Raw genomic sequence first — 13,160 nt, 5'->3', positions numbered from 1 at the left:
CACAGCGGGAGTTAATGCGCGCAGCGAGTGCGTACGATCATTTCGGCATCGACCAGGGTTGCAAGTCATAGCCCTTGTCGCACAATTCGGCGCGAACTTCCTGGATCAGACTCACCCATTGCTTACGGTCGGAATAGATGCGTGAGGAAACCTGTTTGCTGCCAATGCGGGTACTGGTCCGGTCGATCACTGCCAGGCTCAGCTCACCAGTACCGTTGGGTGCATCCCAGGCAACGCACTGGAAAGGTTCGAAGGCGTGGTCGGCGATCAGCAGTGCTTCGTTGACACGGAGCGGGGCATTCATGGTTCGGTCTCTCTTTGGTCCCAAACAGCTAGATGACGATCCGCGCTGCCTGAATGAATGATTGCAGCGCGGGGTTATGGGTACTGATGCTCCAAGTTGCCGGTGAAGTCACAAGGTCGTTGAAAAAAATTATTCAAGACCTCGCAGTCGTCCATGACGTACGCCGCGTGTGACGACAGCCCATGCAATTAATTCCCCACGGCGTACAGCATCTCTCGATTTGGCAGACAAACGGTCATGGCCTGCGTCAAGTTCATTGCTACTGTTAGTTCGGCCGCCGCAAGTTACTGTTTCTCTTCTGAAAACGGATATTTGGCGCCAAGGACAGGTCATGCCCGGATCCGCCATGCAACGCCGTTTGCTCGTCGTCGACCCCTGCGACGACTGTCAGCGCCTGCTGCCCGTGCTCGCGAGCGCTGGCTGGACCGTGCGCAGCAGCACCCTGGACGCTGCAATGCAACAGGCATGCGACATCGGCGTGTTGCGCCTGCAGGCCTCGCATCTGCAGCAACGGCAAGCGATCGAGGACCTGATCGCACGCAGCGATACCGAGTGGATCGCGGTGCTGAGCGTGCAAGAGTTGCGCTTGCAGGATGTCGGCGATTTCGTCAGTGAATGGTTCTTCGATTTCCACACACTGCCTCTGGATCTTTCCCGCGTTCAGGTCACCCTGGCACGCGCCTATGGCATGGCGCGCTTGCGTGGCCGGCCAGTACTGCCGGCGGCGCCGACCGAGCACGAACTGCTGGGGGACAGCCGGCCCGTACGTGAACTACGCCAACTGTTGGCCGAATTGGCGCCGACCGAGGCAACCGTGCTGATCCGTGGCGAAAGCGGTACGGGCAAGGAGTTGGTCGCGAGGCTGCTGCACCGGCAGTCGCCTCGACACGACCAGCCGTTCGTCGTCATGAATTGCGCTGCGCAACCGCCGCAGGCCGTGGCCGGCCTTCTGGCGGCGGCCCAGGGCGGAACGCTGTTCATCGACGAGCTGTGTGACCTATCCTTGGAGGCTCAGGCCGAACTGCTGCGAGCGCTTGAAGGGCGAGCGCTCGGCATGCCGGGTTCGCCCGCGGATATCCGGGTGCTGGCCGCGACCCAGCTAGATCCCGCGCAAGGGCGGATGTCCGAGGCGCTGCGTCATCGCCTCGACGCCGTGGCGGTGGTCATTGCACCGCTGCGTGAACGCCACGGTGACCTGGCCATCCTGGCCAACCACTTCGCACGCTTCTACAGCCGCCAAACCGGGCGCCGACCACGTGCCTTCAGCGACGAGGCGCTGGCTGCGATGGGGCGTCATGACTGGCCAGGCAATGTACGTGAGTTGGCCATTCGCGTGCGCCGGGGACTGGTTCTGGCCGAAGGTCGACATATCGGAGCTCAGGACCTGGGCTTGCCGGCACTGGACGAGGCGCACGCCCCCTTGGGTACTCTAGAAGACTACAAGCACCGCGCCGAGCGCCAGGCACTGTGCGATGTGCTCAACCGCCACAGCGACAACATGAGCATCGCCGCCAAGGTGCTGGGCATCTCCCGCCCCACCTTCTACCGCTTGCTGCACAAGCATCGGATCCGTTGAGCCAGGGCGAGCGGCTTCGCCCGATCAGCTCGACTGGGCGATGTCGCTGTCGTTCGGGCCATCTTCCAGCGCCTCGTCCTCGCCGGGCAGGGCGGTAATCACACTGAAGTCGCTCACTTCCACCTCGCCTGCGCCATAACCGAGCAGGTGGAAGGAAAACGCCTTGCGCTGCTGCGGGTTGTCGAAGCCGAATTCCAGCTCCAGCGGACGGTCGGCCGTGACCAGGATTTCGTCCGGCAGGCCCAGCGGCACGTCCTGCTCCTGCTGTTTGGCCTTGAGCTGCAGGTGCGCGCCGTGAGCCGTGTCCAGCGCGCGAACCTTGACCCTGACCCGGGTATGCGAACCTTCCGGCATTTCCAGGTATTGGGCGCCGATGAGGTTGTCGGCCCAGTCATCGCGGATGGCCTGACGCAGGGCGATCGCCGTGGGGCCGCCGAACTGATAGCGCAGGTTCAGCGGCGTGCGCTGCAGCGACTGGTCCAGCACCTCGGCCAGGGCGTCGATCTGTCGACCCAGCGCAGCGTCGCCACGACCGAGCGCCCGTGCCTGGTCGGCAATGAAGCCGTCGCTGGCGTAGCGCCGGCAACGCTGCTGGAAATCGCACTCGCTCAAGGTGCCGCGACCGTCGTGATAACGCAGCAGGCCGTTGGTAAAGGAGATCATCTCCCGCCCGGTTTCATAGTCGCGGAACAGTGAGCGGCCGGCGAGGGCTGCCGGTATCGGCAGGGTGAAATAGTCGAGCAGGGAAGTGGCCAGGTCGACATGGCCGTAGGTGCCCGCCTTGAGTCGTGGCAGTTGGCGCTGTTCGGGTGCAAGGGTCAGGTTGAACCCCCAGGCCGACGCCAGACGTACCCCGTCGATGCCGTGGGATTCATCCGAGGTGATGACCACCAGCGTGTCTTCCAGCACGCCCTGGTGCGCCAGCTTGTCGAGGAACGCGCCAAGCGCGTCGTCCAGATACGCCACTGCCGCCTGTTTCGGCGTGGCATGGCGTTGCAGGTAATCGTCCGGGGCGGAGTAGGGCTGGTGGGTGCCGACCGTGAGCAGGGTGAGCATCCATGGTTGGTCGCTTTGCCGCAGGTGCTCCACGTAGTCCGCCGCGCCCTCGAAGAAGGCCCGGTCGTCCTTGCCCCAAGGAAACTCCAGGTGATTCGGATTGCGGAACCATTCCACACCGTGCACGGCATCGAAGCCCACGTGGGGCATGATCCGGTCCTTGGCCATGAAGCGCAGACCGGCGCCTTGCAGGTAGTGCGTGCTGAAGCCGGCCTGGCGCAACTGGGCGGGCAGGCAGGCCTGGTTGCGCTGGTCCTGGGTGAGCAGCTCGACGCCCTTGGGCGTGCCGTTGGCGAGCTTGTCGTAGTCGCCGCAGAGCATGGCGTACAGGCCGCGAATGGTCTGGTGGGTGTGCAGGACGTAGTCCGGCGTGTTCATGCCGCGCTCGGCCCAGCGGCTGAGGTTGGGCATCGGCTCCGCGTTGAAACGGCTGTGCAGGGCTTCCCGGTTGGCACGCAGGTAGGCCCCCGGGATCCCCTCGAGGGTGATCAGCAGCAGGTTGCGGGCACGTCCCGGCGCATCCAGCAACTTGCGCCCGTCCAGGTCGCTCTGGGTGAGGCCAGAGCTGGGCAGTGGCGTGACGCTGAGGTCGTGGCCCAGCCATTGCCGGGCCTTGAGCTGCAGGTCGCTGCCGGCGGCGCTGAGCAACTGATGGCCAAGACTGTACTGGCGCCACGGCTCGCTGTCGCTGGGCAACAGCTGCTCACTGCCCCAGTGCAGGCACAGCAGCAGGGCTGGCGCCGCCCAAGCGTGGCGCGGCAGGCCGGTTGACGGTAGGCGTCTGGCGCGCCAGTGGCTCAACGACCACAGGCCGATACCCCCGCCCAGAAGCCATGGCAGCCAGGGATGGGCCAATACGCCCGAGGTGGAGTTCTCCATGAATTGCGGATCGAACAGGTAGGCCAGGTCGCCGCTGTCGGGCAGGCGGCCAACCGCATTGACCAGTTCGGCAGACGCCACCAGCAAGCCGGCCCAGGCGAGCAGCACAGGCAGCGCCAGCCACCAGGGACTGCGCTGCAGCACGAACAGCAACAGGCTGCCGACCACCAGGTCGGAAAGGTAGCCTTGCGGGGCGGACCAGCCAAGCGATGCGCGGATGGCCAGTGGCAGCGCCACCACCAGCACGGCCAGCGTGGCGAGCCGGGCGCGGGGGTGGCCGAGCAGAGTGTTCACGAACGGATAGTCCTTGCCATGAAGATGTCACGAAAATGTGCTCCATCATACCAGCGGGGAATGCCCGGGGCTGATCATGACAAGGATGGTTACCATTGCCTCGGTGGCGTGCCTGAACACCGTCATCGTCGACGCGTCAGTGTCTGCGTGGCTGCGGGCTCAGATCCACACGTCGTTCAGGGCGGTACGCTCGCCGCCTTCCTGCCCGGTATTCAATACCCCCTCCGGCTCGATCATCATCAGTTTGGCCTCGCCCTCGGCGGCGGTACGGTGCTGCACGCCGCGCGGCACCACGTACAGCTCGCCCGGTGCGACGTACACCGGGCCCTGCGGCAGATCGATGCGCAGGGTGCCTTCGAGCACGATGAAGGCTTCATCGGTTTCCGGGTGCGAATGCCAGATGAACTCACCCTCGATGCGTACCACCTTGAACTGGTAGTCGTTCATCTGCGCCACCACCCTCGGGCTCCAGGGCTGCTCGATCAGGCCCACCTTGTGCAGCAGGTTCACCGGGCGTGGGGTGGGCGACGTGGACGATGTGGACATGGCGATTCCTCGTTGATTGGAGTCCTCAGCCTATCGCTCCTCGTCAGTGGGCTTCTTGTACGATCCTGCAACTCGGCGCGAGGCGTGCAGGCGCTCCAGCCAGCGCATGGGCGGCACCCCGTAGCAGCGGGTGAAGTGCCGGGTCATGTGGCTCTGGTCGTGAAATCCGGCGGCCAGCGCGGCATCGACCAGGCTGAAACCATCGAGAATCAGCCGCCTGAAGCCGTCGAGCCGGCGCAGGGTGACGAAGCGATACGGGCTGGTTCCGTAGAGCGTGCGAAAATCCCGGGACAGGCTCCAGCGTTCGCGGCCACTGGCCTGTTCGAGCATCCCCAGGGTGATGTCGTGGTGCAGATGCTCGAGGATGAACGCGCGGGCACGTTCGGCTGCCACATAGTCCAGGCACTTGCGTCCGCGTGGCTTGCCGGCGACGGCGCGCAGGGCGGTGGCCAGGTCGTACAGGGCGTCCTGTTCTTCCAGGGCATCGAGCGGGTGGTCGAGCGCCTGCACGAAGGCTTCGCTGGCTCGGTACAGCCGAGGATCCTCCGACAGCCCGCCGCCGATGTAAGGCAACGGCGCGCCCTTGAGCACGTTCTGGATCAGCGCCGGATCGATGTAGGCCATGCGGTAGCCGAAGCCGGCGTCGGTGCCCGCCATGCCGTCATGCACCTCGTCCGGGTGCAGCACCAGGGTATTGCCCGGCAGGCCGTGGCGCAGGGCACCCTTGTAGTGGAAACTCTGCACGCCGGTGAGGGTGCGACCGATGGAGTAGGTGTCATGCCGATGCGAGTCGTAGCCGTGGCTGCCGAACCACGCCTCGATGCGTTCCACCCCGCTGGGCTGTGCGCTGCGAATGACCCAGTCCGAGACCGGCGGGCGAGGGGGTGAGAGGGGCATGGCACGTGGCGTCCGGAGATTGGGTTGGCCGATGGAGATGTTCTGGCCGCGGGGACCATGATAGTTGGCCTGGATTGGAATATCGATGAAACGGATTACCGTTGGAGATGAATAGGCTGGCAGCTAGGTATGGGCAAGATCGAATAGGGTACACGCCACGACATCCGTCACCCTGATCCGAGCCCTGTCTTGGTATAGAAGCCCAAGTGAGCGGTGGCATAGGCCCGCAGCGCGCGAATCAATCGCTCATTATCAACGTATAGGTCCCGGTATGTCCGCTCTAGGCCATCTCGCAGGCGCTCTGGTTCTGGCTGTGTTCTTCGATCGATCGATACGCGCCCGCCGCCAGCGCTTGTGTGTCGGTGCTTCGCTGGTAGTGCTTGGTAGCATGGGCAGCCTCATCGCAGGCGATGCGCAATGGTGCGGGTTGGATGCTGGATATGTGTCGGTCATAGCGGTAGGCGTTGGCGCTGGGCTGATGGCGAGGTGTCGTAAATTCGAACTCGGATGATCGCGACCAGACCTTGGTGTTCCCGGTGGGGGCGTCGAGTCCGATTCATTCGTGCCATTCCGGGGGGGGCACAGCATCCGGCATCCAGCGCTTTCTAACCTTAGGCGTCTCCCCGCGTCTGCAATTTCACCACTGAAGCCTCACCCGTGCTCGAATCATGAATCACCAGGAACTGCTCCTGGGACGGCGCCTGTGCGAGCAGCTCGCCGTCGGCACGCCAGATGCCCGAGCCACCAGCCCCAAGATAGTCGTCGGCAGGGCCTATGCAGTTGGCCATCACCACGGTCATGCCGAATGCCTGTGCCACCTCGGCGTAGTGACGCCAGGCCGCGTCCATGCCGGCGGCGGACTTGGCCACGCTGGCCATGTACAGCGTGGCGCCGGCCTCGGCGGCCTCGCGGGCATGGGTCGGTTGCAGGGACTCGAAGCAGATGGCCGGCGCGATCATCTGGCCGGCGCACGGATAGATCCGCTGGGTCTGCCCAGGTGTGAAGAAGGGCTGTTCGTCCGGGTGCAGGAGCCGCTTGGAGTATGGGGTCAGCACGGCGTTGGGTCGAAACACCAAGAGTGCGATCTCAACGCCGTTCGGTCCGCTCAGAGGCGCCCCCGCTGCAATCAGCATGCCGGAGTCATCGCTCAGCGTCTGCAAGCTGGCCAACCGAGCGTCCTGCGTCTGGATCGCCAGCGCGCGGATCGTGGCGGTCTGGTAGCCGGTCAGGGACAGTTCGGGAAAGAACAGGGCGTCGACGCCCTCGGCCGCCGCCTGGCGTGCGACCGACAGGTGCCAGGCGAGGTTGGCGTCGATGGGCCCGGGGATCGAGGCGATCTGTGCCGCGGCGATCTTCATGGTCGGCTCCGTGCAGACGAGGCGGGCAGCATACACCTTGGGCCACAGTCGGCGCAGCCCAGGCCGTGGTCGAGAGCGCCACGCCGGCACGACTAATTTGCGTCCCGCGCGATCCGTCCTCTACAGCAATACCGATCCGCGGGCCAGTCGACCTGCGTGACCCTGCCATGAAAGTGTGAACAAGGAGGCCCGTCATGGGTGTTGCCGTGGGATTCAACGTGCGTCCGTTGCTGCCGGCCCAGGGGCGTTTGCCGCTGCTGGTCGAGGCGACCGAGGAGGGCACTGGTCTGCTCGAGGTGTTCGAGGCACTCAAGGACCTGGTGGACGAGCACCTGCTGCGAGACGGCGGCATCCTGTTCCGAGGTTTCGAGCTGGACGGCGCCGAGGCCTTCCGTCAGTTCGCCGCGCGCTTCGGTCATCCCCTGCTCAACTACGAGTTCGGTTCCACACCGCGCACCAACGTGACCCAGGGCGTCTATACCTCCACCGAGTATCCCGCGCACCAGAGCATCCCGCTGCACAACGAGCAGGCCTACTCGCGCGACTGGCCGATGAAGATCTGGTTCTACAGCATGATCGCCGCCCGCTCCGGGGGTGAAACGCCGATCGCCGACAGCCGTGAGGTGTATCGACGCATTCCCGAGCACATCCGCGAGCGCTTCGTCAGCAAGGGGCTGATGTACGTGCGCAACTTCGGCAACGGCCTGGACGTGTCCTGGGAGCAGGTGTTCAACACCGAAGACCAGCAAGAAGTCGAGGCCTACTGCCGCGCCCACGGCATCACCTGCGAATGGAAGGACGACGGCGAGCTGCGCACGCGCCAGGTGTGCCAGGCCGTGGCCCGTCATCCCACCACCGGCGACATGGTCTGGTTCAACCAGGCGCACCTGTTCCACATCTCCAACCTGCCGCCCGAGGTGCGTGAGAGCCTGCTCGACATCGTCGACGAGGAGGACTTGCCGCGCAATGTCTACTACGGTGACGGCTCGCCGATCGAGGACGAAGTGCTGGCGCAGATTCGCGGCGTACTGGACCAGTGCATGATCAGCTTCCCCTGGCACGAAGGCGACGTGCTGATGCTCGACAACATGCTGGCAGCCCACGCTCGCGCGCCGTTCGAGGGCAGCCGCAAGGTGATCGTGGCCATGGCCGAAGGTCACTCGGCCGATCTCGCCTGACCCGTTGCGCGGTGCCGCGGCCCGAGCCTCAGGTCTCGGGCCGCGGCGCGCCTGGCTGGGTGCCCTGCCGCCTGCGAGCAGGCGCCGATCGCCGCTAAATCAGCCTTGTGGCCATTCGTTCTTGTTGATGCGACCGGACCTTCCGATCGCGCCGCCGATCAGCAAGGACCCCAGACATGAATGCCGCAGACGCCCAGACCCTTTCCCGCCGTTTCATCGAGCTGCCCGAGGACAAGCGCCGCCTGTTCCTCGAAGGGATGCGACGCGAGGGCATCGACTTCGCGCAACTGCCCATGCCGTCCTGTGAAGGTCTTGCCGAACGCGACGGGCTGTCCTATGCGCAGCAGCGCATGTGGTTCCTGTGGCAGCTGGAGCCACACAGCGCGGCTTACAACCTGCCGATGGCCGTGCGCCTGGATGGTGAGTTGCAGGCCTGGGCGCTGGAGCAGGCGTTCAGCGTGCTGGTCGAGCGGCATGAGTGCCTGCGTACCACCTTCGCCCAGGAAGGCGAGCGTGCCGTGCAGCGGGTGTCGCCGGCCGCGCCGGTCAAGATCCAGCTGATCGACCTCAGCGACTGGCCCCAGGCCACGCGCTGGGAGCAGGCGCAACAGCAGATGGCGGCCCAGGCCAACCAGGCCTTCGACCTGGAGCGCGGGCCGCTGCTGAGCATCGTCCTGCTGCGCCTGGCGGCGCAGGAGCATGTGCTGTTGCTGACGCTGCACCACATCATCGCCGATGGCTGGTCGATGAACATCCTGATCGACGAATTCATGCGCAGCTACGATGCCCTGGTCGCCGGCCAGGCGCCGTCGCTGCCGGCGCTCAAGGTGCATTACCGCGACTATGCCCTGTGGCAGCGCAGCTGGTTGCAGGCGGGTGAGCGCGAACGCCAGCTGGACTACTGGCGCGAGCAGCTCGGCGAGGAGCATCCGCTGCTGGAGTTGCCAACCGATCGCCCGCATCCCGCCCAGCCCAGCCACCAGGGCGAGCGCCTGGAGCTGGTGCTCGACCCGGATCTGCGCCAGGCCCTCAAGCAGCTGGCGCAGGCCCAGGGCGTGACCCTCTCCACGGTCCTGCTGGCCGCTTTCAAGGCCCTGCTGATGCGCTACAGCGGCCAGACCGACATCCGCGTCGGCGGGTTGATCGCCAACCGCACCCGCAGCGAGACCGAGGGCGTGGTGGGCTTTTTCGTCAACACCCAGGTGCTGCGCAGCCAGCTCGACGCCCAGCAATCCTTCGCCACGCTGCTGGCGCGGCTGCACCAGGCCGTGATCGGCGCCCAGGCGCATCAGGACCTGCCATTCGATGCGCTGATCGAAACCTTGCAGCCTACCCGTAGCCAGAGCCATACGCCGCTGTTCCAGGTGATGTTCAATCACCAGCCGCTGGTCACCGACCTGCACAGCGTGCAGTTGCAGTCCGGCCTCCGGGTCGGCTACCTGAGCGAACAGCAACTGGCGGGCGCTGGCCGTCGGCATGCCGCCACCAGTGACCTGATGCTCGACACGCGCGAAGAAGGCGAGCAACTGTTCGCCGCCTTCACCTACGCCACCGACCTGTTCGAGCGCGACACCATCGCCGCCCTGGCCACCCACTGGCAGCAGCTGTTGCAGGCAGTGTGTCGCGATGTGCAGCAACCTCTGGGACAGTTGGCGTTGCTCGGTGAGTCCGAGCAGCAGGCGTTGTTGCAGTATCCGCCCCAGCCTGAGCACGCCTTGCAGCCCGTGCAGGCGCTGTTCCAGGCCCAGGCCCTGCGCACCCCCCAGGCCCAGGCGCTGGTGCTGGCCGGGGCCGTAGAATCGCCATCGATGTCCTATGCCGAGCTCGAGGCGCGCAGCAACCGCCTGGCTCACTACCTGCGCGAGCAAGGCGTAGGGCCTGACAAGCTGGTGGGCGTAGCGCTGCAGCGCTCGCTGGAGCTGGCCGTGGCCCTGCTCGGCGTGCTCAAGGCCGGAGGTGCCTACGTGCCGCTGGATGTGCAGGCGCCGGCCGAGCGGGTGTCCCAGGTGCTGGGCGACAGCGGCCTGTACTGGCTGCTGACCGAAACTGCGCAGTTGCCGGGCCTGCCAAGCCAGGAGGGCGTCACCTGCCTGTGCCTGGACCGCCTGGCGCTGGATGAGTGGCCCGCCGAGCCGTTGCCCATCACCGTGGCGCCAGAGCACCTGGCCTATGTCATCTACACCTCCGGCTCCACCGGGCGACCCAAGGGCGTGGCCATCAGCCATGGGGCGCTGAGCGAATTCATCGCGCGGGCCATCGACTACAGCGACCTGCGTGAAGGCGACCGCGTGCTGCAGTTCGCCACCAGCAGCTTCGATGGATTCGTCGAGCAGTTCTTCCCGCCGCTGTGCCATGGCGCTTGCGTGGTGCTGCGTGACGACCGTCTGTGGGACAGCGCGGCTCTGCATCAGGTCTTGATCGACCACGGCGTGACCCTGGCGGATCTGCCAGCCGCCTACTGGCACTGGCTGGTGCAAGACTTCGCGGCCCGGCCACCGGCCAGCTACGGGGCGTTGCGCCAGATCCACGTCGGCGGCGAGGCGATGGCCGTCGATGGCCTGCGCCTGTGGCGCTTGGCGGGCCTGGGGCATGTGCGCCTGCTCAACACCTACGGCCCGACCGAGGCCACGGTGGTCTCGACCGTGCATGATTGCAGCGACCTGCACCACGATGCGGTGTCCTGGCGCGGCATTCCCATCGGCCACGGCCTGGCCGGGCGGCCGCTGTATGTGCTCGACGATCAGCTTGGCCTGCTGCCACCCGGCGCCATCGGTGAGCTGTACATCGGCGGCCCTGGACTGGCGCGGGGTTACCACGGCCAGGCGGCGCTGACGGCGCAACGTTTCGTCGCCGACCCGTTCCGCGAGGGCCAGCGCCTGTACCGTACCGGCGACCGGGCGCGAGTAGGCCCTGGCGGCGCGATCGAGTACATCGGTCGGGTCGACCATCAGGTGAAGATTCGTGGTTTCCGCATCGAGCTGGGTGAGATCGAGGCGCGCCTGCAGCAGTGCCCGGGGGTGCGCGAGGCCGTGGTGCTGGCCGTGCCGCTGCAAGGCGGGCAGCAACTGGTGGCCTACGTGGTGCCCGAAGGGGCGGTGATGGAGGACGAGGCCGAGCAAGCGCGACTGCGTCAGCAGGTGCGTAGCCTGCTAAAGGCGCGCCTGCCCGAATACATGGTGCCCAGTCACCTGGTGCTGCTGCCGCGCCTGCCGTTGACGGTCAGCGGCAAGCTCGACCGCAAGGCGTTGCCGGCGCCGGATCCGAGCCTGGTGCAAGCCCAGTACCGTGCGCCGCAGACCGCGCCGCAGCAGCAACTGGCGCAGATCTGGAGCGAGGTGCTGCAGGTGGACGCCGTAGGGCTGGACGATCACTTCTTCGAGCTGGGTGGGCATTCGTTGCTCGCCGCTCAGGTGCTGGCCAGGGTCAAGGATCGGCTGGGGGTGGTGCTGGCGCTGCGCAGCCTGTTCGAGTTGCCGACCCTTGGTGAGCTGGCGGCCGAGGTCGAGCGGCTGGCGCAGGGCGAGGCTGGAGCCGACGACTGGTCGGATATGGACGCGTTCATGGGTTCGTTGGAAGGAGTTCAGGCATGAGTGGCAGCATGGCAGCACGTATCGCGCAACGCTTCGTCGGCTTGCCGCTCGAGCAACGGCGTCAATTCCTGGCCAAGCTGCGCGCGGACGGCAAGGACTTCAGCCTCCTGCCAGTGGTCGAGTCGCGTCATGACGTGGCCAGCATTCCCTTGTCGTTCGCCCAGCAGCGCCTGTTCTTCCTCTGGCAACTGGAGCCGCACAGTCCGGCTTACAACATGGCCGCGGCGCTGCGCCTGCGCGGGCGCCTGGACGAGCAGGCCTTGCAACGGGCCTTCGATCACTTGCTGGAGCGTCACGAGGTGCTGCGCACGGTGTTCGCCACCGATGCCGATCAGCCGCGCCAGGTCATCCTCCCGGCCCAGCCGATGGCGCTGGAACGGGTCGATTTGAGCCAGGTGCCCGGCGAGCGACGTGAAGCCGACCTGGCGGCGCAGGTCGACCTGGCCAGCGAGCGACCTTTCGACCTGCTGCACGGCCCGTTGCTGCGCGCCAGCCTGTATCGCCTGGGGGGCGAGGAGCACGTGTTGCTGGTGTGCATGCACCACATCGTGTCCGATGGCTGGTCGATGGATGTGATGGTCAGGGAGTTCGTGCAAGGCTACCAGGCTTTCAGCCAGGGCCTCACGCCAGCGCTGCCGGCCTTGCCGGTTCAGTACGCCGACTACGCCATCTGGCAGCGTCGCTGGCTCGAGGCCGGGGAGGGCGAGCGTCAGCTCGACTACTGGCGCCAGCAATTGGGTGAAGAACAACCGCTGCTGGAGGTGGCCAGCGACTTCGCCCGGCCATTGACCCAGAGCTTCGAGGGCCAGACCCTGAGCTTCGACTTCGGCCCCGAGCTGTCCCGGCGCCTGAGCGCCTGCGCACGCGCCCAGGGCCTGACGCTGTTCATGCTGGTGCTGGCCGGTTTCTCGCTGTTCGTCTCGCGGCTGTCGGGCCAGCGTGACATCCGCATCGGCGTGCCCAATGCCAACCGCAGCCGCGCCGAGGCCGAGGGGCTGATCGGCTTTTTCGTCAACACCCAGGTGCTGCGCTGCCAGGTGGACGAGCGCCTGAGTTTCGATGCGCTGCTGGGCCAGGTGCGCGAAGCCGTGCTCGGTGCCCAGGCGCACCAGGAGCTGCCGTTCGAGCAACTGGTGGACGCGCTGGTGCCCGAGCGCACCCTCGGCCACAATCCTCTGTTCCAGGTCAAGTTCAACCAGAACGTCGGCATGCAGCGCCAGCGTACCCTTGCCTTGCCAGGGCTGAGCGTCGCCGAGTATCCGCTGGACAAGGCAGGCACCCATTTCGACCTGGCGCTGGACATCACCGACGATGGGCAACTGATCCATGGCCAGATGACGTTCGCCAGCGACCTGTACCGCCGCGACACAGTGCAGGCATTCATTCCGGCCTTCCTGCAGTTGCTTGGGCAATTGCTGGACGCGCCGCAGTTGCCGTTGCACCGTCTTGGGGGGCCGGGGGTGGCGGCGGCCGGGGGGGGGG

The 13,160-nt window shown here is 66.0% G+C and carries 9 protein-coding genes; 4 read left to right on the top strand and 5 right to left on the bottom strand.

Going from position 1 to position 13,160, the window contains the following annotated elements; all coding sequences use genetic code 11:
* Positions 1-37 precede the first annotated feature (37 nt).
* Positions 38-304 carry a hypothetical protein gene (locus IAE34_RS00045; RefSeq protein WP_200136817.1) on the bottom strand — a complete coding sequence of 89 codons (267 nt, stop codon included), beginning with the start codon at positions 302-304 and terminating at the stop codon, positions 38-40.
* 331 nt (positions 305-635) lie between these two features.
* Here IAE34_RS00045 and IAE34_RS00040 point away from each other — a divergent pair, with 331 nt between their 5' ends.
* The gene (locus IAE34_RS00040) at positions 636-1,880 is read left to right on the top strand and encodes a sigma-54-dependent transcriptional regulator (RefSeq protein ID WP_200136816.1); all 1,245 of its coding nucleotides are present in this window, start codon (positions 636-638) and stop codon (positions 1,878-1,880) included.
* Between the two features lie 24 nt (positions 1,881-1,904).
* Here the strand turns inward: IAE34_RS00040 and IAE34_RS00035 are convergent, their stop codons facing one another.
* The 4 genes from IAE34_RS00035 to IAE34_RS00020 form a co-directional block, all read right to left on the bottom strand.
* On the bottom strand, positions 1,905-4,109 hold the full coding sequence (locus tag IAE34_RS00035) for an LTA synthase family protein (protein WP_200136815.1): 2,205 nt from the start codon (positions 4,107-4,109) through the stop codon (positions 1,905-1,907).
* 159 nt (positions 4,110-4,268) lie between these two features.
* A complete protein-coding gene (locus IAE34_RS00030) occupies positions 4,269-4,655 on the bottom strand; it encodes a cupin domain-containing protein (RefSeq protein WP_200136814.1) in 387 nt (128 codons plus the stop codon).
* Between the two features lie 30 nt (positions 4,656-4,685).
* Complete coding sequence (locus IAE34_RS00025) at positions 4,686-5,552, bottom strand: AraC family transcriptional regulator (RefSeq protein ID WP_200136813.1); 867 nt, start codon at positions 5,550-5,552, stop codon at positions 4,686-4,688.
* A 611-nt stretch (positions 5,553-6,163) separates the two neighbouring features.
* Positions 6,164-6,910, bottom strand: a complete 747-nt coding sequence (locus tag IAE34_RS00020) for a carbon-nitrogen hydrolase family protein (RefSeq protein ID WP_200136812.1) — start codon at positions 6,908-6,910, stop codon at positions 6,164-6,166.
* 194 nt (positions 6,911-7,104) lie between these two features.
* Here IAE34_RS00020 and IAE34_RS00015 point away from each other — a divergent pair, with 194 nt between their 5' ends.
* From IAE34_RS00015 to IAE34_RS00005, 3 genes are all read left to right on the top strand, one after another.
* A complete protein-coding gene (locus IAE34_RS00015) occupies positions 7,105-8,088 on the top strand; it encodes a TauD/TfdA family dioxygenase (RefSeq protein WP_200136811.1) in 984 nt (327 codons plus the stop codon).
* A 176-nt stretch (positions 8,089-8,264) separates the two neighbouring features.
* On the top strand, positions 8,265-11,678 hold the full coding sequence (locus IAE34_RS00010; RefSeq protein WP_200136810.1) for a non-ribosomal peptide synthetase: 3,414 nt from the start codon (positions 8,265-8,267) through the stop codon (positions 11,676-11,678).
* A partial coding sequence (locus tag IAE34_RS00005) for a condensation domain-containing protein (RefSeq protein WP_233630855.1) occupies positions 11,675-13,160 on the top strand: 1,486 nt, incomplete at its 3' end. The genes IAE34_RS00010 and IAE34_RS00005, both read left to right, overlap by 4 nt.

It is taken from the genome of Pseudomonas sp. S30, from assembly GCF_016518545.1.
Taxonomy (GTDB): Bacteria; Pseudomonadota; Gammaproteobacteria; order Pseudomonadales; family Pseudomonadaceae; genus Aquipseudomonas.
This window is presented reverse-complemented; position numbering and strand designations above follow the sequence as displayed.

Excerpts from the sequence above, each read along its gene's own strand:
- IAE34_RS00045 (WP_200136817.1), bottom strand. The coding sequence starts at position 304 with ATGAATGCCCCGCTCCGTGTCAACGAAGCACTGCTGATCGCCGACCAC.
- IAE34_RS00040 (WP_200136816.1), top strand. The coding sequence starts at position 636 with ATGCCCGGATCCGCCATGCAACGCCGTTTGCTCGTCGTCGACCCCTGC.
- IAE34_RS00030 (WP_200136814.1), bottom strand. The coding sequence starts at position 4,655 with ATGTCCACATCGTCCACGTCGCCCACCCCACGCCCGGTGAACCTGCTG.
- IAE34_RS00025 (WP_200136813.1), bottom strand. The coding sequence starts at position 5,552 with ATGCCCCTCTCACCCCCTCGCCCGCCGGTCTCGGACTGGGTCATTCGC.
- IAE34_RS00020 (WP_200136812.1), bottom strand. The coding sequence starts at position 6,910 with ATGAAGATCGCCGCGGCACAGATCGCCTCGATCCCCGGGCCCATCGAC.
- IAE34_RS00015 (WP_200136811.1), top strand. The coding sequence starts at position 7,105 with ATGGGTGTTGCCGTGGGATTCAACGTGCGTCCGTTGCTGCCGGCCCAG.
- IAE34_RS00010 (WP_200136810.1), top strand. The coding sequence starts at position 8,265 with ATGAATGCCGCAGACGCCCAGACCCTTTCCCGCCGTTTCATCGAGCTG.